The organism is Bryobacter aggregatus MPL3, assembly GCF_000702445.1.
GTDB lineage: Bacteria > Acidobacteriota > Terriglobia > Bryobacterales > Bryobacteraceae > Bryobacter > Bryobacter aggregatus.
In genome coordinates, this window is the sequence record NZ_JNIF01000004.1 from 1007454 (window position 1) to 1025750 (window position 18297).

General features: G+C 56.7%; 14 protein-coding genes. 10 read left to right on the forward strand and 4 right to left on the reverse strand.

Annotation, left to right across the window (positions count from 1 at the left end):
- The first annotated feature begins 8 nt into the window (after positions 1–8).
- Positions 9–2339 (forward strand): HAMP domain-containing sensor histidine kinase, encoded by a 2331-nt coding sequence (locus tag M017_RS0124130; protein ID WP_031500805.1) that lies wholly within the window; start codon positions 9–11, stop codon positions 2337–2339.
- Here the strand turns inward: M017_RS0124130 and M017_RS0124135 are convergent.
- The 3 genes from M017_RS0124135 to M017_RS0124145 all read right to left on the reverse strand — a co-directional run bounded on the left by M017_RS0124135 (position 2336) and on the right by M017_RS0124145 (position 8498).
- Complete coding sequence (locus M017_RS0124135) at positions 2336–3622, reverse strand: SulP family inorganic anion transporter (protein WP_031500806.1); 1287 nt, start codon at positions 3620–3622, stop codon at positions 2336–2338. The two genes, M017_RS0124130 and M017_RS0124135, sit on opposite strands and share 4 nt — an antisense overlap.
- A gap of 87 nt (positions 3623–3709) precedes the next feature.
- Entirely contained in the window at positions 3710–4894 is a 1185-nt protein-coding gene (locus M017_RS0124140; RefSeq protein WP_238326032.1) for a pyridoxal phosphate-dependent aminotransferase, read from the reverse strand.
- A 175-nt stretch (positions 4895–5069) separates the two neighbouring features.
- Positions 5070–8498, reverse strand: a complete 3429-nt coding sequence (locus tag M017_RS0124145) for a TonB-dependent receptor (RefSeq protein ID WP_031500808.1) — start codon at positions 8496–8498, stop codon at positions 5070–5072.
- Positions 8499–8768: 270 nt separating this feature from the next.
- Here M017_RS0124145 and M017_RS0124150 point away from each other — a divergent pair, with 270 nt between their 5' ends.
- The 3 genes from M017_RS0124150 to M017_RS0124160 are packed head-to-tail and all read left to right on the forward strand — an operon-like array spanning position 8769 to position 11993.
- Positions 8769–10538 (forward strand): sensor histidine kinase, encoded by a 1770-nt coding sequence (locus M017_RS0124150; RefSeq protein WP_155121602.1) that lies wholly within the window; start codon positions 8769–8771, stop codon positions 10536–10538.
- 2 nt (positions 10539–10540) lie between these two features.
- A complete protein-coding gene (locus tag M017_RS0124155) occupies positions 10541–11233 on the forward strand; it encodes a response regulator transcription factor (protein WP_031500810.1) in 693 nt (230 codons plus the stop codon).
- 19 nt (positions 11234–11252) lie between these two features.
- On the forward strand, positions 11253–11993 hold the full coding sequence (locus M017_RS0124160; RefSeq protein ID WP_031500811.1) for an SDR family oxidoreductase: 741 nt from the start codon (positions 11253–11255) through the stop codon (positions 11991–11993).
- Here M017_RS0124160 and M017_RS0124165 read toward each other — a convergent pair whose 3' ends face one another.
- Complete coding sequence (locus M017_RS0124165) at positions 11994–12800, reverse strand: creatininase family protein (RefSeq protein WP_031500812.1); 807 nt, start codon at positions 12798–12800, stop codon at positions 11994–11996.
- Between the two features lie 19 nt (positions 12801–12819).
- Here M017_RS0124165 and M017_RS0124170 point away from each other — a divergent pair, with 19 nt between their 5' ends.
- The 6 genes from M017_RS0124170 (at position 12820) to M017_RS0124195 (ending at position 18284) form a co-directional block, all read left to right on the forward strand.
- The gene (locus M017_RS0124170; protein WP_080508134.1) at positions 12820–14196 is read left to right on the forward strand and encodes a sulfatase family protein; all 1377 of its coding nucleotides are present in this window, start codon (positions 12820–12822) and stop codon (positions 14194–14196) included.
- A 93-nt stretch (positions 14197–14289) separates the two neighbouring features.
- Entirely contained in the window at positions 14290–14856 is a 567-nt protein-coding gene (locus M017_RS0124175) for an RNA polymerase sigma factor (protein WP_051670907.1), read from the forward strand.
- Positions 14857–14868: 12 nt separating this feature from the next.
- Positions 14869–15357: an anti-sigma factor family protein gene (locus M017_RS0124180; RefSeq protein ID WP_031500815.1), complete on the forward strand. Its 489-nt coding sequence runs from the start codon at positions 14869–14871 to the stop codon at positions 15355–15357.
- Positions 15354–15839, forward strand: coding sequence for a DUF3106 domain-containing protein (locus M017_RS0124185; RefSeq protein ID WP_080508135.1), 486 nt, complete (start codon positions 15354–15356; stop codon positions 15837–15839). The genes M017_RS0124180 and M017_RS0124185 overlap by 4 nt, the downstream gene beginning before the upstream one ends.
- 121 nt (positions 15840–15960) lie before the next feature.
- Positions 15961–16914, forward strand: a complete 954-nt coding sequence (locus M017_RS0124190) for an SMP-30/gluconolactonase/LRE family protein (protein ID WP_035959008.1) — start codon at positions 15961–15963, stop codon at positions 16912–16914.
- On the forward strand, positions 16875–18284 hold the full coding sequence (locus tag M017_RS0124195; protein ID WP_035958816.1) for an adenosine deaminase family protein: 1410 nt from the start codon (positions 16875–16877) through the stop codon (positions 18282–18284). Before M017_RS0124190 ends, M017_RS0124195 begins: the two co-directional genes overlap by 40 nt.
- The last annotated feature ends 13 nt before the right edge of the window (positions 18285–18297 follow it).

An 18297-nucleotide genomic window follows, 5' to 3' on the forward strand; every position in this document is an offset into this window, starting at 1 on the left:
TACTCGTATTGACTCTCACCACCCTTGCGGCACAAACGGGTGGTGATGATATTCATATCTACCGTCCGGTCCGTCTGGCGGAGGCCGCAGAACGCAGTGGACCTGACTTCGTTCCCCGGCTTCTCGGTGAAGAAGTGCTGGTGACCGGGGTGATTGCCGCACCTGTCTTAGAAGCGCAGGACGCAGGTTATCTTGCCATAATCGATCCGGTTAGCGGCGATCGCGGCCTGATGCTGATCTTCTCTGGTGAGAACAAGGCCATGCAGCCCCGGCCGGAGAGTCTGAAGGTTGGTACTCTCATCGAAGCTCGTGGCATCGTGAGTCTCCACGCGGGACAGGCTGTTGTGAAGCCGATCTCAATCCAGAAGCTTGGCCACAAAGGTGCTCCAGAGCCAATCCACGTCACACCGCGCGAGGCAGCTAACTTTGCTCACGAAGGTTTACTCGTCAAGGTGCAAGGGGAAATCTCAGAGTATCGCGAAGCTTCTAATGGCGACTTACTTGAGTTTGTCGGTACGGGACAATCCTTTCGCGTCTTTCTCCCCATTTTGAAGCGATCTTCCGAACGGCCCTTAGCGCGTTACCAGCGGGGCGATAAGGTGCAAGTGCAAGGACTGGTGAGCCAGTATTGCATGACCAAACCGTATAATCGTTTTTTTCAGTTACTGATTGCGAGTCCGAAAGATATCGAATTGCTGGAATCGCGGCCTGTCATCCCGCCGCAACTGGTTCCTGCCGCGGTGCTCGTGATCCTCTTATGCATCCTGTTGGCCTGGTATCTGCAACAACGTTCCAGCCGTCAGAATCGTGTGATCCAGCGCATTCTCGAGACGAGTGAGGAGCTTTACGGAGCGAATTCCCCTCGGGAACTGGCCGAGATCCTGCGCCGCCGCCTGCTTGAACTGGTATCCGGCGAGACGGTGAGTGTGTATCATTACAATTCTTCTCGTAAGGTGCTGGAGCGGCTTCCAGATTCTGTCAGTTCTCTGCCCCACAGCTTTCACATTGATGAGTGTGCCACTGCTACTGAGAGCGGAATCGCCTTGGCGGTCCGGAATAAGACGATGTTGCAGTTTACGGACACGCGCGCGGTCGATCTCTTGCGAAAGGCGAATGAACCCTCTCAGTCCTTGCTGGTGATTCCGATGCGCAGCCGGGAAGAGTCCCGGGGAGCGATCGTGATTACCGGAAAGCCCAGAGTGCATCTATTGAAAGCCTCGCTGCACCCGGCGGCACAACACTTGGCGAACGATGCCTGCCAATATCTCGAAGGTTTGGATCAGACTGCGTTGAGAGAGCAGATTCATCGGAGTGAGAAATTGGCGGTTGCCGGCCAGTTGATCCATGGCGTGATTACGGAGCTGAACGTTCCATTGGGCAACATTCGAGCACTCACCGAACGTCTGCCAGAGCGGGACGCGCTTGCGATTCATGAGCAAGTGCAGAAGGCGAGTGAAATGGTGCGCCGGATTGTCTCGGTGGCAAAGGCGGAACAGATCGATGCCCGCCCCGTCGAGTTGCGCTTTCTGTTTGAACGGCTGGTTGAAGAGATGGACGAGACCGCGGGTGAGCTCGAGACCGAGGTGAACCTCTCGCCCGATTCACTCTACATCCTGGGCTCCCAGGATCAACTCAGCAAGGTCTTCGAGAATCTGCTGCAGCATGCACGGAGCGCGGCACTCTTTTCTCTCGAGAAGTTGCTGATTGTGAATGTGAATCGCATCGGACGGAGCGCGATGATCGAGCTTGAATTCTCTGGTCCCTTTGGTGAGGCGCAGGGTCCAGACTTCAATGAGGCGGCGCTCGGGCTTGCCATCAGCCGAGGGCTTTTGCAGTCCCATGGCGGAGAGATTCGCTTTCGGATCCTGCGGGCGGGCCGCTATCGTTACGAGGTCGAGTTACCGCTCTTGAACTCCAGTCCCAACGAAGAATTCAACGAGGGCATGCGGCCAACTGCACAGAGGAATCAAGTGACGGCGCTTCTTGTGGAACCTGAGATGCAGTCCCAGCGACGCTTGTTGTCGATCTTCGGAGAACTGAATCATCGTTTGATCCCGGTTGGAAATATCGAAGAAGCGGCAGATCTGGCGGAGAAGCTGCGCTTTGACATCGTCTTCTCGAGTGCGAGACCAGAAGGTGGCACCTGGGCGGAACTCTTCCACAAGGTGCACCATCGCACTCCACATTTTGTCCTGATGAGCGAAAGTGCAGATCTCCAGACCGAAGACCTGCTGGATGGCTCTTCTTCTTCCATGCTCCGGAAGCCAGTTGAAGAAAACGACATTCTGAATCTGCTGGAGCGCCTGCAGCAAAACAGCATGGGCCGCTCGGTCAGCTAGATGGACGTTGCGGCAGCGCTGGTTCCAGAGGTCTCGCTGCTCTGGGGCCGGGCCAGCACCGTCTGGTAGACCCAGCGCACCAGGTAGAAGGCACACCCGATTGCCACAGCCACCACTGCATTGATCAGCAAGGTGGCGAGCGCCGTGGACAGGAAGGCTCCAGAATCGACAACACGCATCTTCAAGAGCCGTCCCCAGGTGCCCCACTCGAGCAGGCAGATTCCGACATAGGCCGTGACACCCGCGAGCGCGGGCAATGGAATATGAGACACCATCTCAGAGCCCATGCCCAAAAAGAGTAATAACAGTGCCGCATGGACCAGATTCGACACCCGGCTGGAACCGCCACAACGCACATTCGCGAGCGAACGGGCAGGAATGCCGACGCTCATCGGAGCGGCGAAGATGCCGCACACCACATTCGCGATCCCATAAGCTCCCAGTTCGCCATCGGCATCTTCTGCGTGCATCGGATTATGCCGGCCACGGAAGTGCTCGACAACGCGCGAAGTGATCAGCAGATTGATGCTCGAGACGATCGCAAGTCCGAAGCCCTCGTTGATCAAATCGAGAACTTCGATCGGGTGCCAGGTGAAGCCCATGAACTCCGGCACATTCAGATTCAGCCGCCCCACTTCTTTCTCGTGCATTCCGAAGAGGACCGAGATCCCAATCGCGAGGACAACTCCCAGCAAGGGAGCGGGTAGTTTCTTGCTGAGATTCGAGAAGAAAAAAGCGCTACCAATGACCACAATGCCGAGCGTCAACGGAGCCCATTGCGCTGTGCCGAGAGAAACCAGTACGGCCTTGAGTTGGCCGGGCACGCTGTGTGGCCAAGCGACGCCAGGTGGCATCTGGACTCCGAGAATGGTGCGGAGCTGATTCACCACCATCATCGCGCCGATGCCACAGGAGAAGCCGGAGACAACCGTGTGCGGAATCTTCGCGATATGCCGCCCCAGCCGCAGGACGCTAAAGACCATCATGAAGACAGCAGCCACGAGCGTCACCTTGGCGCAGCCTGCCAAGCCTTGCTGATGCACGGCTGAGGCGAGGAAAGGAAGAGTGACTGTGGAGGTGCCGCCGATGAGAACCGGATTCCGGCCCAGGAATGCCGTAATCGGAGCAGAGATGAGAGAGGTGAAGAGTCCGTAAATGGGAGGGATGCCCATCAGGCTAGCCATTGCTAGGCCGTAGGGCAGAGCGATCAACGCTGCAATGGCGCCACCGAATACGTCGCCGCCAAAGAATTTCCAGGAATAATCGATCTTAGGGAGTTTCAAGTTCGTCCTAGAGAGAAAAAAACTGGGAATGTTGAAGGAGGCAGCAGCGGACGTGGAAACTGCCTCCCGGAAATTGCGAACTACAGGCTAGGCATTGGCACTCGCCATGACCTTCTCGTGAGCCACCTTCCACTTCGCCATCTCTTCTGGCAAACCGATCGAGACGCGAACATAGGTCGGCATGGAGGGCCAGGCCCGGCCAACCAGCACCTTCTCCTTCACCATGTTCTCGATGTAAGTGCGGGCCGGCATCTTCACATCCACCATGAACTTATTCGAAACCGAGGGGATGAAGGCATAGCCCTTCTTGGTGCACCAGCTCAGCGTATCTTCGCGTGTGCCGGCGATGATTGCCCGGCGCTTCGGCACCAGATCCTTCACTCGCAACGAAGCCGTTGCCCCCACCATTCCGGTAACCGGAAGTGCACCGGCCGAGTACGGCATGATCTTCTTCAATAAGTCCGGACGGCCGATGGCGGCGCCGGCACGCAGTCCGGCCATGCCAAAGAGCTTTGAGAAGGTGCGCAGGATCACAACGTCCTTATCCTGCTGCACAAAGTCACTCCCGAAATCGGAGTTTGTGAGATGAATGTAGGCCTCGTCGAGGATGACGACACTGCCTGCCGGTTTGTTGGCGATCAGCCAGGCGATGTCGGACTTCGGCGTGAGGGTGCCCGTTGGATTGTTCGGGTTGCAGATGTAGAAGGCTCCGGCGTTCGGGTCGGCAGCAAGCATAGCCTTCACGTCGTGCTTATAGCCGTTTGCTGCGTCCAGTTTCACCTTGGTGACTTTGGCGCCGACAAACTGTGCCGCACGACCGGCAGCTTCGTAATCCGGATCGGCCGTCACCAATCCGCGATCTTTGGAAGTGAAGGCAATGACCGAGTAGTGCAATGGAGCGGAGGATCCGGCGAAGGGCTGCACATAGTCGGGCTTGACGCCATCGAGGTCCGCCTGAGTCTTGGCAAACTCAAATGTCTTCTCGTACATGTAACGTCCGCCGCCCTTGATCACGGCATACATTGCCTCTGCTGCTTCCGGACAGGGGCCGAGCGGATTCTCATTGGCATTAATGCGAACGGCATCCTTGGGGGCATCCATCCGCATAGAAAGTTGCGCCATCGCGGCTTCGTTGTAGAACGGCAGGGCCGCACCGCCCGCGATGAGCGAAGCAATGCGACCGAAGTTGCGCCGGCTATAACCGCGCTGAATAAGATCCTGTTCAACCTCTGTGCTGAAGAACGACATGTCCTGATCAATCCTTTCTCTCACTCCCTCTCCAACCCGGGTCTATCGCCCGCTGCGGAGAGCCGAATACTTAGGTCCATTATATGTGCCGTGTGCCGCCGGATGATCCACTTTTGTGGTACCCGGACGGCCCCACGTCCCAAAGAAATAGCATCCCGTTACGAAGGCGGTATCTTTGGTTACAACTCCAACCAAAATCTTAGAAGAACAAACGTAACCCCAGTTGGAACATCCGCGGGAAGTTTGCCTGCTGTGTAATCTTGCCAAACGAACCATTCCCAACCGCGGAGTTGGGAGCACGGAACAATGGCGTGTTGGTCGCGTTCAATGCCTCGGCACGGAACTGAGCCTTGAAGCCTTCCGTGATCGCGAAGTTCTTGAAGATGGACATGTCCCAGTTCACTTGACCCGGTCCGCGCAAGCCCACCGTGCGGGTGACGTTCCCAAACTCCAGGGCCGCTGGAGCGGTGAAGGCTGCAGGGTTATACCAACCGTCAATCCGCTGCGCAAAGCTGCCGGAAGCGCCTGGATTGACGCCTGTGGCATTCGGACGCTGGCGGGCATTCCCATAGGGACTGTTCAGATTGTTGTTCATATAGAACTGTGTTGGAAATCCCGAGGAGAAGGTGCTGACGGCATTCATACTCCAACCGCCCAGTAGAAGATTGGTGGCATAGTTGGCGCTCGAGAGATAGCTGCGGCCCTTGCCGATCGGAAGTTCGTAGGTCACCGAATTGGTCAATCGCTGCGGAGCGTTGGCATAAGATAATCCCCATTCCGCATCGAGATTATAGACATTTTGCGGGCCAGCGTTTCCGGCATTTTGATTGTTGCCAGCGCCGCCCCCTGCATTGTCCATATTCTTCGAGTAAGTATAAGCAGTGAGGAAGTTTAACCCGTAGCTATATCGTTTCTGTAACTTTACAGTGAAGGCGTCGTATTGAGCCTGGACATAGCTGTTGTTCAGATAGTTGACGGCGGTGAACTGCGGATAGGGGCGAAGGAGTTGTTGGCGCTCTACGGTGGCTCCCGCGACGCCATTTGCTCCTCCCTTCAGGTAGTACGGATTGGCCACTGCAGTCCGGAGTGCCGTCGCGCCAAGACCATAATTGGACGGATGCAACTGGTTCATGTTGAGTGTCGCGGCGTTGAAGGTGAGGTCCGAGGAGCGGCTGCCGGAATAACCAGCCGTCAGGACAGCTCCAAACCCGATCTCGCGTTGTACGTCAAAGGAGAACTGTTGCACCATGCCGCTGGTGGCATTGGGCGCATAAACATTGACGCTCTTGCCGATGCCTGTCAGCCCGCCGAGCGAATTCCCTACTGGCTTGTCGAGACCATTCGGAAAAGGATTGCTCAGTACAACCTGAGGAATGCCCGCGACATTCGCATTGGGTTGCGTCTGTGCGGTGATGCCTTCACTGTTGAACGGAGAACCCAACCCAAAAGCGGGCGCCCAGAAGATGCCGTATCCGGCTCGAATGGTCGTCTTCGGGTTCCACTGGTAGGCGATCCCGATGCGAGGGGAGAACTTGTTCTGTTTGTAGTTGCTGGTCTCGGTCGGAGCGCCATTCACACCAGAGAAGAGGAAGACGCCGGGCGAGGTGTAGCCGCTTGTGGTCTGGATCGGATTGGTCGCCTTGGGATCGAAACTGGTGATGAGGTTATTGTTCGTTTCCTTTAAGCCGCTTTCCCGTTCCCAGCGCAAACCGAGATTGACGGTCAGTGTCTTGCTGATGCGATAGTCGTCCTGGAGAAACAGGCCGTAGTAATCGACATACTGATACAGCTTTGTCGGAATAAAACCGACCGCGGAATTCGGTGTTCCGAGCAGCAGATCCGCCATGTCGACGCCGCCGACATTGCCGCTGGTGTTCGACTTGCTGAAGGTATTGTCGAAGGTGAAGGCGCCGGCGCTGTTGCCAAAGTCGAGACCATCGGCATGGAGACGGCGATAGTCAAAGCCGCCTTTGATCGTATGCTTTCCGATGAACTTGGAGAGTTGCGCGCCAAGATTCTTTGAGTGATGGACGTAGTTGAAGTTATTGTTGGTGCCGAGAGAGTAAGCACTGTTCATCGAGATATTGGGGAATGTCGGAGACGGCACATCCTTCACAAAAGAGTTCGCGAATCCGATGGCCGCCAGGTTAAAGCCTTGGCTGACTTGGGTGCCCAGGTTGGGGAAGCGATTGAATCCGTAGCGCACGCTAATGACCGTTGTCGCGTTTGGCGTGATCGTGTTATTCCATGCCGTCGCATTGACAATGCGGCCCAGAAACCACTGGCTTGGAGAGCTGATGTTCTTGAAGTTGTTTTCGCCGGGTTCCGACGAGTTGTACTTCATATAGCTCAAGCTGGCACGCCACCAGGAGAAAACCGTGTGGTCGAGCTTGATGAACTTCTGATCGGCCTTGGAGGGCAAGGTGCTGGCCGAGGTGACATTGGCGGAGCCATAGGTGCTCACCACTCGCGTCGGCAGGACATAGGTGGCAGCAATTGCGCGTCCCACCGGATCGATCCGGCTGGAAGGAATGATATTGCCCGCGAAAGGCGTCCGGGTGCCGGCTGCCGTGGTGGTGAGTGGGTCGTAGATGATATTCGAGCGGCCGGAGAAATCGCCGATGCGCTCGGCTGCAGTGGGAGTGTACGCGTCGAGACTCGCGCCTTGTGTATCCCGATAGCCTTCAAAGCCGAGCCAGAAGAACGTACGATTCTTGCCATCGTAAATCTTGGGGATCCAGACCTTACCGCCAAAGCTTCCGGCATAGGTCCGGTTGGGCTGCTCGGGACGCGCGATTCCTGAACGATTATTAAAGTAATTGTTCCCCATCCAATCAGAGTTCCGGATGTAGCCCGTCAAGGAGCCGTGATAAGAGTTACCACCGCTCTTCAACAGGGTGTTGAACATGCCTCCTCCCGTGCGACCCATTTCCGCGTCATAGGTCGAATACTGTACTTTGACTTCTTCGACTGCTTCCAGGGAAGGAATGATCACCGCGCGATTCGCAAAGTCGGTGATTGGAATCCCATCGACCAGATAGTTATTCCCACGGACCGGACCACCGTTGATCGTAATCTGTGAAGATCCGCTTTGGTCCTGCATGCGGTTATAGGCCGGATTGCCCACCTGCGCGACAGTCGGCGAGAGACGGCTCATCATGAAGGGATTGCGGCCCAGATTGGGCAGATCGATTAGCTTTTGCCGGTCGACCACTTGGCCTTGAGAAGCGGAAGCCGTCTCCAGCAATGGGCTTTCTTCCGTCACCATCACACTCTGCGTCACGTCGCCCACTTCCAGCTTGATATCCACCGTAATGGACTGCTGTGTTCCAACGATCAGTCCCTTGCGTTCTATTTTCTTAAAGCCAGGCTGCTCCACCATGACGGTATAGGTGTCCGGATTGATATTGGCAAACACATACTCGCCGGCGGAGCTTGTGAGGGTGGAGCGGCTCACTCCAGTTGACTCTTCGAGTAACGTCACCTTGGCGCCGACAATCGAGGCGCCAGCGGAGTCTTTTACCTCTCCGCGAATATTTCCATAAGTCGTCTGCGCCCAACTCACGCTATCCAGCAGTAGGAGGGTCGCTAGCGAGAGAGAGACGAAACTCAGTCGCGATTGTGTCATTGAGATCCCCTGAACAGAAATTTGTTGGCTCGCAACAAAAGAGAGCCGGGATCGCAACTAGGCGAAGAACTGCAGGCCTTACTACAGGCCTCAGGTCAACTGAGGTGGGACGGGGAGGGATAACAACTTGACTACGGAGCGGACCCTCGTGGATGCAGTATAAACAGAACCGTCATACAAACCAAGAAAAATAGAAGCCTGTTCAATAGAAAATTTTGATGGCTGGATCTGAATCCTCTGCCGTTTTCGCCTTTTCTACTTTCCGCCGACGTGCAGACTATCCTGGAGATGAAGACCTTCGTGCTCCCTTCTGCTCATCACTTTGCTCGCCGGCCTTGGTTCTCCTGGCTCATTCTGGGTACACTTGTCGCGCTCTGTTTGATCCTGGCTCTCCTGCAATATCGCTGGATTGGCGAGATCAGTAATGCGGAAGAGGCAAAGTTGAAGGCCTCGCTCCGGGCATCGCTCGATCGTCTGCGGCAGGACTTCCAGCAGGAACTGGCGGCCGCGGTCTCGGTTCTCCGTCCCAACTTCGACGACTCGACGGACAACGCGCCTCACCTCTACGCAGAGAAGTTCAGCAAATGGCGCAGCGCCAATCCAGGTTCGAAATTGATCCGGCGGATCGCCTTGGCCACTCCCGCGGGACATCAAGTGAACTTGCAGATCCTGAACCCTGAGACGCTGGACTTTGAAAGCAGCGAATGGCCTGCGGATTGGAAGGCCGCGCGGATGAGGATCCTGGCTCACAGCAAAGGCGAGCGTTGGCGCCCGGGGCCGCCAGGAGATCCCACGCTGGTTGAGCTCGCACAGATGGGGCCTGGGAGCCCAGAGGCTCACTCGCACCCGACACTCCTAATCGATTTCGATCCTCACTATCTCTTCGAAACTCTCCTCCCGAGGCTACTCCACCGTCATCTCAGCTACGAAGGGCACATCGACTATCAACTCGAGTTGCGCAGCCGCAATGACCCGCGGAAGATTCTTTTTGAGTACAACCCGGGGAAGGCCGGCCCCATCGCGAGCCGGGCTGACGTGAGCGTCCCCCTGTTTGAGAACTTCTTTGACATGAACTTTCGCCGGATGCCCCCTCCGCGATCCCGGGAGTTTCCGGGAATGCCTCCGCAGGGTTTTGAAGCCACACCAGGTTCGCCCGCTGGAGGGGGTGGACGCTGGACGCTGGCAGCCCGCCACCTTTCCGGTTCTCTGGCTGGCTATGTGTCTGAAGTGAGAAAGAGGAATCTTGCCGTGTCGGGGGTGCTCATTCTTCTGCTCATTTGCACCGTTGCCGCGGTGCTCCACCTCACACAACAAGCCAACCGTTATAGCGATTTGCAGATGCAGTTTGTTGCCAACGTTTCGCATGAACTGCGTACTCCACTCACCGTCATTCGCACCGCTGCCTACAACCTGCGCGGCAAGATGTCCACCAAGCCGGTTCATGTCGAGAAGTACGGGGCGCTCATCGAGAGCGAGAGTGAAAAGCTCACCGCGATTGTCGAGCGCGTCTTGCAGTTTTCAAGCGCAGAGGCCGGCAATCTCACCCAGAAACTGGAGCCGATTTCGGCAGAACAATTGATCGTCGAAGCACTGCAATCCCGGCAGAGCGTCATCGATCGCGTGCAGTGTGAAGTGGAGCGCGACTGGAAACCCGGCTTGCCGCCGGTTCTGGCGGACAAACTAGCCATGCGCCAGGCGCTTCAGAATCTGATCGAGAATGCACTGATCTATGGAATGGAAGGCGGGGATTGGCTCGGCATCTCCACCCGCAATGCGGTGCTGGCCGGCCAACCCGCCGTCGAGATCCGAATTTGCGACCGCGGCCCGGGTATTCCCGCCGATGAACAACGCTGCATCTTCGACCCGTTTTATCGAGGCCGCCGCGCCATTGCCGCGCAGATCCACGGAACCGGATTAGGATTGAATTTGGTGCAGAAAATTGTGGCGGCTCACGGCGCGACAATTCAGCTCCGGAGTTTTCCTGGACAAGGGACGGAGTTTATTTTGAAGATTCCGGCAGCACCGGAAGAGAGGATCTGAAAATGCGGATCTTACTCGTTGAGGACGAACCTGGTGTCGTATTGACCCTGACCGACCTCCTGGTGGATGAAGGACATGAAGTCGAATCGGCCACTTGCGGTCTGAGCGGTCTGAGTCTGGCGAAGCAAAAGGCATTTGATTTGATCATTCTCGACGTCATGCTTCCAGGAAAATCTGGCCTGGATGTTTGCAGTGAATTGCGCCAGATTGGCAACGATACCGCGATTTTGATGCTCACGGCCAAGACTCAGGTGGTCGACCGGGTGGTGGGGCTCAAACTGGGGGCCGACGATTATTTGAGCAAGCCCTTTGATCCAGCTGAACTCCTGGCCCGCGTCGAGGCCTTGTTGCGGCGAGTGGCTAAACGCAAGCCAGGAAGCCGGAGTAGTTCCCTGCTCCGCTACCGTTTTGGCGAAGTTGAGATTGATTTTCAAAGCATGCTCGTACTCAAGGATGGCGCCCCTGTGAGTTTGGCCAGCAAGGAACTCTCATTGCTGCAATATCTGATTGAGTATCGCGGGCAGACCGTTCCGAGAGAGATCCTCTTAAAAACGGTCTGGGATTATCAGGCCGATGTGAATTCCCGCACGATCGATGTCCACATTGCCTGGTTGCGGCAGAAGCTGGAAGATTACCCGCAAAACCCTCGTTATATTCAGACCGTTCGTGGGGTTGGCTACCGTTTCATGCCCTAAGCGCCATAAGCTAGTGGGGATGAATTCTTCGAAAAAGATTGCCCTGGTGACTGGGGCGGGCACTGGAATCGGCCGGGCGGCGGCACAAGCTCTGCACGGCGCGGGTTATGAAGTGGTTGTCACTGGAAGACGGCGCGAGCCACTCGAGGAAACAGCAAACGGGCAAATGCTTGTTGTTCCAGCCGACGTGTCGCAACCCACAGCCGTCGAGGCACTCTTCGAGGCAATTGAGAACCACTATGGCAGGCTCGACCTGCTCTTCAACAATGCCGGCATGGGCGCGCCCGCCATTCCAATGGACGAACTCAGCTTTGAGCAATGGAACGCGGTTGTCGGCGTCAACCTCACCGGATCTTTCCTTTGCGCACAAGCGGCCATGCGGCTGATGAAAAAGCAGAAGCCCCAGGGTGGCCGCATCATCAACAATGGTTCGATTTCGGCGCAAACGCCCCGCCCGAATTCCGCTCCTTATACAGCGACCAAACATGCGATCACTGGCTTAACCAAGTCCATCGCGCTTGACGGCCGTCCTTTCGACATTGCCTGCGGCCAAATTGACATCGGCAATGCAGCCAGCGAGATGACCCAACGCATGACTGTCGGGGTGATGCAGGCCAACGGCACGATGAGTCCGGAGCCGCGAATGGATCTTGCGCACGTGGCGAATGCGATTCTCTATATGGCGAGTCTGCCGCTGGAGGCAAACGTCCTTACGATGACGGTCATGGCGACGAAGATGCCGCTGGCTGGCCGCGGTTGATCACTTCACATACAGCCCGGCCAGATCCCACTTCTGAATGACCTCCGCGCCCAGAGCGGCGATCTTGTCCGAGCAGGAGTTGAAGTATTCCTTGGCCTTTACTTCATCAAACTTCACGTAGCCTTGTTTGGGTTGATAGAGAATGATCGAACTCGGAAACGGATAGGCCGTCCAGGTTCCAGCGGCACCGCGAGCAGTAGCAAGCTCATCCCGATAGAGTTCCTTCCTGATGTTCTGCGGTGTCGTTGCCTGCACCATGGCCGTCTCGTTCCACCCGGCATGGCCACCGTCTTCGCCGAAAATTTTGAAGGTCAGATCGGAGCAGTAGGTCCACCAGTTCACGATCAGAATCCGCACCTTCTCGTTTCTCCCCACTTCTTCCGCCACCGCGTTGAGCGCCGCTGTATTGCCGCCGTGGCCGTTCACGATGAGGATGTTCTTGATCCCATGCCGCGCAAATCCACGCAGGATGTCGCGGGTAAAGGCCCGGTACGCCTCGTCTGAAATCGCGATGCCACCGGCAAAGGCTTCGAGCGAACCGGTAATCCCGTAGTTGAGCGTCGGAGCCACCAAGGCGTTCAAACCCGGAGCGATCCGCCGGGCAATCGCGGTCGGCACCGTACTGTCCGCTCCATTGTGAGCTACCCCATGTGCCTCCACGGTTCCGGTTGGAAAGAGAATCGTGTTGATCTTCGCCGGAACCAGGTCCTTGTATTCCATCCAGTTCAGTTCATCGGCTTCCCGCGTCCGTGGAGCTTGAGCCAACAGAAAACTAGCGCAGCTAATGAGCAGAATCGTCGATCTCATGTACGATCTACGATAGCGAATGGTGAAACAAAAACCGAATCTTCTCTTCCTCATCGCGGATGATCATGCTGCCTACGTGATGGGCGCTGACGGCAATCGGCTGGCCCACACGCCCAACCTCGACCGGCTGGCTAGCGAAGGGACTCGCTTTGCCGCGAACTACTGTAACTCCCCTGTCTGCACTCCATCCCGGCAATCCATTTTGACTGGCCTTTATCCTCATGCCGCAGGGGTCACCACCCTCCGCACCCCACTGGCAGACGACCGCACCACCCTCGCCGAGCTTCTCGCCGCCGACGGCTATCAGACCTCCGTCTTTGGCAAAATGCACTTCAATCGTCCCGGCGCTGACGGAATGCACGGCTTCGGTACCGCAATGGTCGAAGACCGGATCAACCAAGGTTGGCAGGCGGCGGTGGGGCGACCCCGTCCCCCCTGGCGTCCGTTCCAGGACCCGGCCCGCCAATGGCTGAACGCATCGAAGTCGCCGCTCCCCTTCAAAGATGAGGAGATGCGCAGCACCTGGCAATTGGAACAGGCCAAGCGCTGGCTGACCGAGCACAAAGACGATGGGCCCTTTGCGATGTGGTTCAGCATCCAGGAGCCGCACTCGCCTTTTGACTTCCCCACAGAAGACGGCCCTCGCTTCCAGCCGGAGAAGTTCAAAGTGCCTCAAGTCGGACCTGAGGATGCCTCGCAGATCCCTCTGATCTTTCGAGACTTATCTGACAGTGAAAAGCAAGGCATCGCTGCCGCCTACTACAGCAGCGCCACCTTTCTCGATCGCAATATGGGCCGCATCCTCGACCACCTGCGGCAGCTGAAACTCGACGACAATACGCTGGTCGTCTACATGGCGGACCATGGCTATTGCCTCGGGCAGCACGGACGTTTTGAGAAGCACTGTTTCTACGAACCAGCGATGCGCGTGCCGCTCTTGTTCCGGTTCCCGGGCAAGATCGCATCAGGGAAAGTGGTCCGGCGGCCGACGGAATCTGTCGATGTCGGTCCGACGATCCTGCGCTTACTCGGCGCGGAACATCGTTTTGATCGCACCCACGGGCGCGATCTGTGGACCAGCCCAGCCCGGGACGAGATCTTCAGTGAGTACCTTGAAAATGAGGAAGCCTGCCTGCTCTGGCGCGAGTGGAAGCTGATCTACACCACCGGAAAGCGCAAGCGCAACGACGGTTACCTCACTGACAATCCGACTCCCGGAAGAACCATCCGCCTCTACGACCGCCGCCACGATCCCGGCGAGTTTGTGAATGTTGCGGCCAAGTATCCGGCACTAGTCCAGACGCTGACCAAACGTCTGGAAGATCGATTCCGCACGACGCATCCCGAGCAGAATCAGGATCTTGACGGCTGGCTCCGTCCACGCGACGGCGCTTGATGATTTTGCAGGAATTCAGCGAAACCTTCAGAAAGGATACGGGTTCATGTGAGTGTGACATCGGCGGCAACACTAGAACGGGATGCCGAACTGATGCTTCGCGTACGAGAGGGGGATGAATCCTCGTTTGCTCTCCTCCTCGAAAAGCATCGTAATTCTGTCATCCATTTTTTATTCCGCATGGTGCAGAATCGAGCGATCGCAGAAGAATTGGCGCAAGAAGTTTTCCTGCGTGTCTATCGAAGCCGGGAAAGCTATGAACCGACAGCGAAGTTTACGACCTGGCTATTTCGCATCACAACTCATTTGGCTCTCAATCATGTGCGGGATCGCCGCAATGATCGGTTGAACGACTCGATCGACAACAATGCGGAGGATGCCGTTCCCAGACAACTGGCGGACCGCGTCACCAATGTGGAACAGCGCCTTCTAAAGGATGCGCGCTTGAGCGAAGTCCGGAATGCAATCGAGCAGTTGCCCGAAAAACAACGTCTCGCAGTCTTGCTACACAAGTATCAGGAAATGGAGTATTCGCAGATTGCGGGTGTTCTCGGATGTTCCGATTCAGCAGTGAAAAGCCTGCTGTTTCGTGCTTACGAAACCCTGCGTGACCGCCTGAAGCATTTTAGCCCAGGCTCAGACGGAGTGAAGGGGACATAGAGGAGCATAACGATGAACTGCAATTTGAAAACTCACGAACAGGAAGAACTCCTCCTTGGGTATTGCTCTGGAACCCTCGATCTTGAGAAGGCTCGTGTGTTCCAGGCTCACATTGCCCGGTGCCCGGATTGCCGGACAATGGTGGAAATGCAACAATTCGTCGATGAGTCGCTCGACCTCTGGCATCCACCGGAAGTCAGCCCGGATTTCGATCGTCAGCTCTTTGCACTCATCCATGCCGGAGACGCGAAGCCGCTCCCGTGGTGGGATCGAATCCTCTCTGTACAAGTCGGCTGGAAGCCGGCGCTTCCACTTGCTCTGGGTCTGATTGCACTTGCTGTTCTGATCCTGCGCACTCCAGAACCCTTCCCCTCTCTGCACCAGAGTGAAGGTCTGAAGGCCGACGAGATCGAGCAAGTGGAACGGACGCTCGATGATATGGAAGCGCTCCATGCTCTCCGGCATGCGGATCGGTCCTCGGCCCGGAAGGAGGCTTTATGAGGTGGTTTTGGATCCTCACCTTATGCAGCCTGCCCATGTTGGCTCAGGGACCGAAGGGTACTGGCATCAAACTGATTGAACGTCTGAATCAGATGTCTCCCGGTGAGCGCCAGAAGATGTTGAACCGTATGCCCGCCGATCGCCGCCGCGTGCTCGAGGAGCGAATCGACCACCTCAACCGGATTGCACCGGAAGCTCGTGAAACTTTGAAGAAAGACTACGAGTCCTTTCAGCAGCTGCCGCCCGAAAAGCAGGATGCCGTACGCAAGACCTTAAAGCAGATTGCGGAGTTGCCCGACGAACGGCGCCCGGCGGTGCGCAGCGCTATCAACACGCTACGCCAGCAACCGGTCGATCTTCGGGGCCGTAAGATGGCGTCCCGGGCTTTCCAGCAAAGCTTCAATGAAGATGAGCGCAAGCTGATTAAAGAAGCCTTGAATACGCTTCCTCCGGCCGACGCCTCATCGTCCCCTGAGGATTAGCAGCGCCTTCGAAGAAGTTGTGTCATGATGCTTGACACAACTTATGCAAACTCGTCGTTCCGCTCTGTTGGCGACTCTTACGAGTGGCCTCGCCTTCGCCCAGGACAAGAAGGCCGATCTCATGATCGATACCAAGAATTACCCCTCGATCGGCAAAATTCATCGTTACGATTCTGCTTTCGATTCGCTTGTCGGAACGGACGCCCGGCTGGAAGTCATTGCCTCTGGCTTTGACTGGAGTGAGGGCCCGGTTTGGGTCAAGAACGGCGGGTATCTTCTCTTCAGCGACGTCCCGCGCAATACGGTCTACAAGTGGGAAGAAGGCAAAGGCACCAGCGCATTCGTAAAGCCATCCGGCTATACGGGAAATACCGATTACGGCAAGGAGCCCGGCTCCAATGGCTTGACCCTCGACCCGAAGGGACAACTGGTCAGCTGCGAACATGGCGATCGGCGTGTCAGTGTCCTCACCAAGGGCGGCGGCAAGCAGACTCTCGCCGACAACTACATGGGCAAGCGCCTCAACAGTCCCAACGATTGCTGCTTCAAATCGAATGGGGACCTCTACTTTACAGATCCGCCCTACGGTCTCCCCGGTAACTATGAGGACCCGCGCCGCGAGCTGGACTTTTGCGGTGTCTACCGCCGGGCGCAAGATGGGAGCGTCACTCTGCTGACCAAAGAAATGACCCGTCCTAACGGCATCGCGTTCTCTCCGGATGAGAAGATACTCTATGTCGCCAACTCCGATCCGGCCAAGGCAAACTGGATGGCCTATCCGGTAAAGGACGACGGCACCCTCGGCACGGGCAAAGTGTTCTACGATGTCACGGCTAATGCGGGCAAGATGCCCGGTTTACCGGACGGTTTGAAGGTGGATGAGAAAGGTAATCTCTTTGCCTCAGGCCCCGGAGGCATTTATGTTTTCAGCGCGGCAGGCAGCCTGCTCGGCCGGATCGAAACCGGCGAAGCCACTGCCAATTGCGCTTGGGGTAATAACGGCAGTGTCCTATACATCTGTGCTGACATGTATATGTGTCGTATTCCAACCCTCACGCGCGGGCGCTTGCCTTAATTCTTTTCTTTGCGAGTCTCGGACGAAGCCAGGATTTTGAATCCCGCTTCGCCGAGATTCGCGACCGCGCGACTCCGCAGCAACTCTATTCCTTCCTCTATGCGCTTCCCAAAGGGGGCGACTTGCATCATCATGCCGGCCTCAGCATCTATGCCCGTACGGCGCTTGAAGTCGGTCTGAAGCAGAGGCAGAACGGCTACCGTGTCTATACGCGCACCAGCTTCCACGATTGCGGCGACAACGAGAATGGCGCTGTCATCCTTTACCAGAACATCAACAGTGCAAACTACGCGAAGCTGAGCCCTTGCCGGCAGTCCGATTTCACACCCTTCGACGACCTGTCGGCCACGCAGCGTTCTGCCTGGATTTCCGCGCTGATTCTGGACCAGCCGGGCGAAACGCGCAATGAGTTCTTTGAGGAGATCGTTCCCCGCCTCTCCCCCTTCCTGCGCAACCCGTATTACTTTGCCGACAGCTTTGCCGAAAATCTGAAGCTCTTCGGCCGCGAAGGCGTACGCTACATCGAGGCCCAATGGAGTCCGATTGCCATGGAGCGGCCCGATGGCACGATTTTTCCTCCTGACGAAGCGATTGCCATCTTCAAGAAACGCATGGCGCAACCGGATGTCATCGCCAGCGGCGTCCAGTATCGTTTCCACACCACGGTTATTCGCTTTCGCGACGACGTCGAGCGCCAGATCGCCTTCCAGTACGAATTCATCGACCGGCACCGTGATCTCTGGGTGGGCATCAATGCCGCTGGGCGGGAAGATAACGACAAAGGCTATGCGCTCCGGATGCTGAATGCCTTCCGCGAAGCCCGCCGCAAACACTCCGCGATTCCGATGAGCATCCACGCAGGCGAGAAGGACTCGCCTGGCCGTGAAGTGCACGATACGCTCTTGCTCGGCGCCTCGCGCATCGGCCACGGTCTGAACCTGATCAGTGACCCGGACACGATGCTGCTCCTTCGCCATAATCGCTACCTTGTCGAGATCAATCTGATCTCAAACCGGGTCCTCGATTATGTGCCGGACCTCTCGAAGCATCCCTTCCCGGAATACCTCCGCTTTGGCATTCCCGTCTGTCTGAATACCGACGATCGAGGCAGTTGGGATTCCAACATGACCGATGAATACATGCACGCCGTCCAGCTCTTTCGCCTCACCTGGACAGAGATCAAACAACTGGGGCACAACAGTTTGACCTACAGCTTTGCGCCCGAAGCCTTAAAGCAGAAGATGCTGGCGGACTATGACCGCGATCTTCGCCAGTTTGAGGAACGATTCGCCAGCGGAGACTGGGCGGCGGAGCTTTCCCGGATTCGCCCGGAGATCAGTGGCTATGCCCGGAAAAATTTGCTTCCGTAGCTATACTGTACTG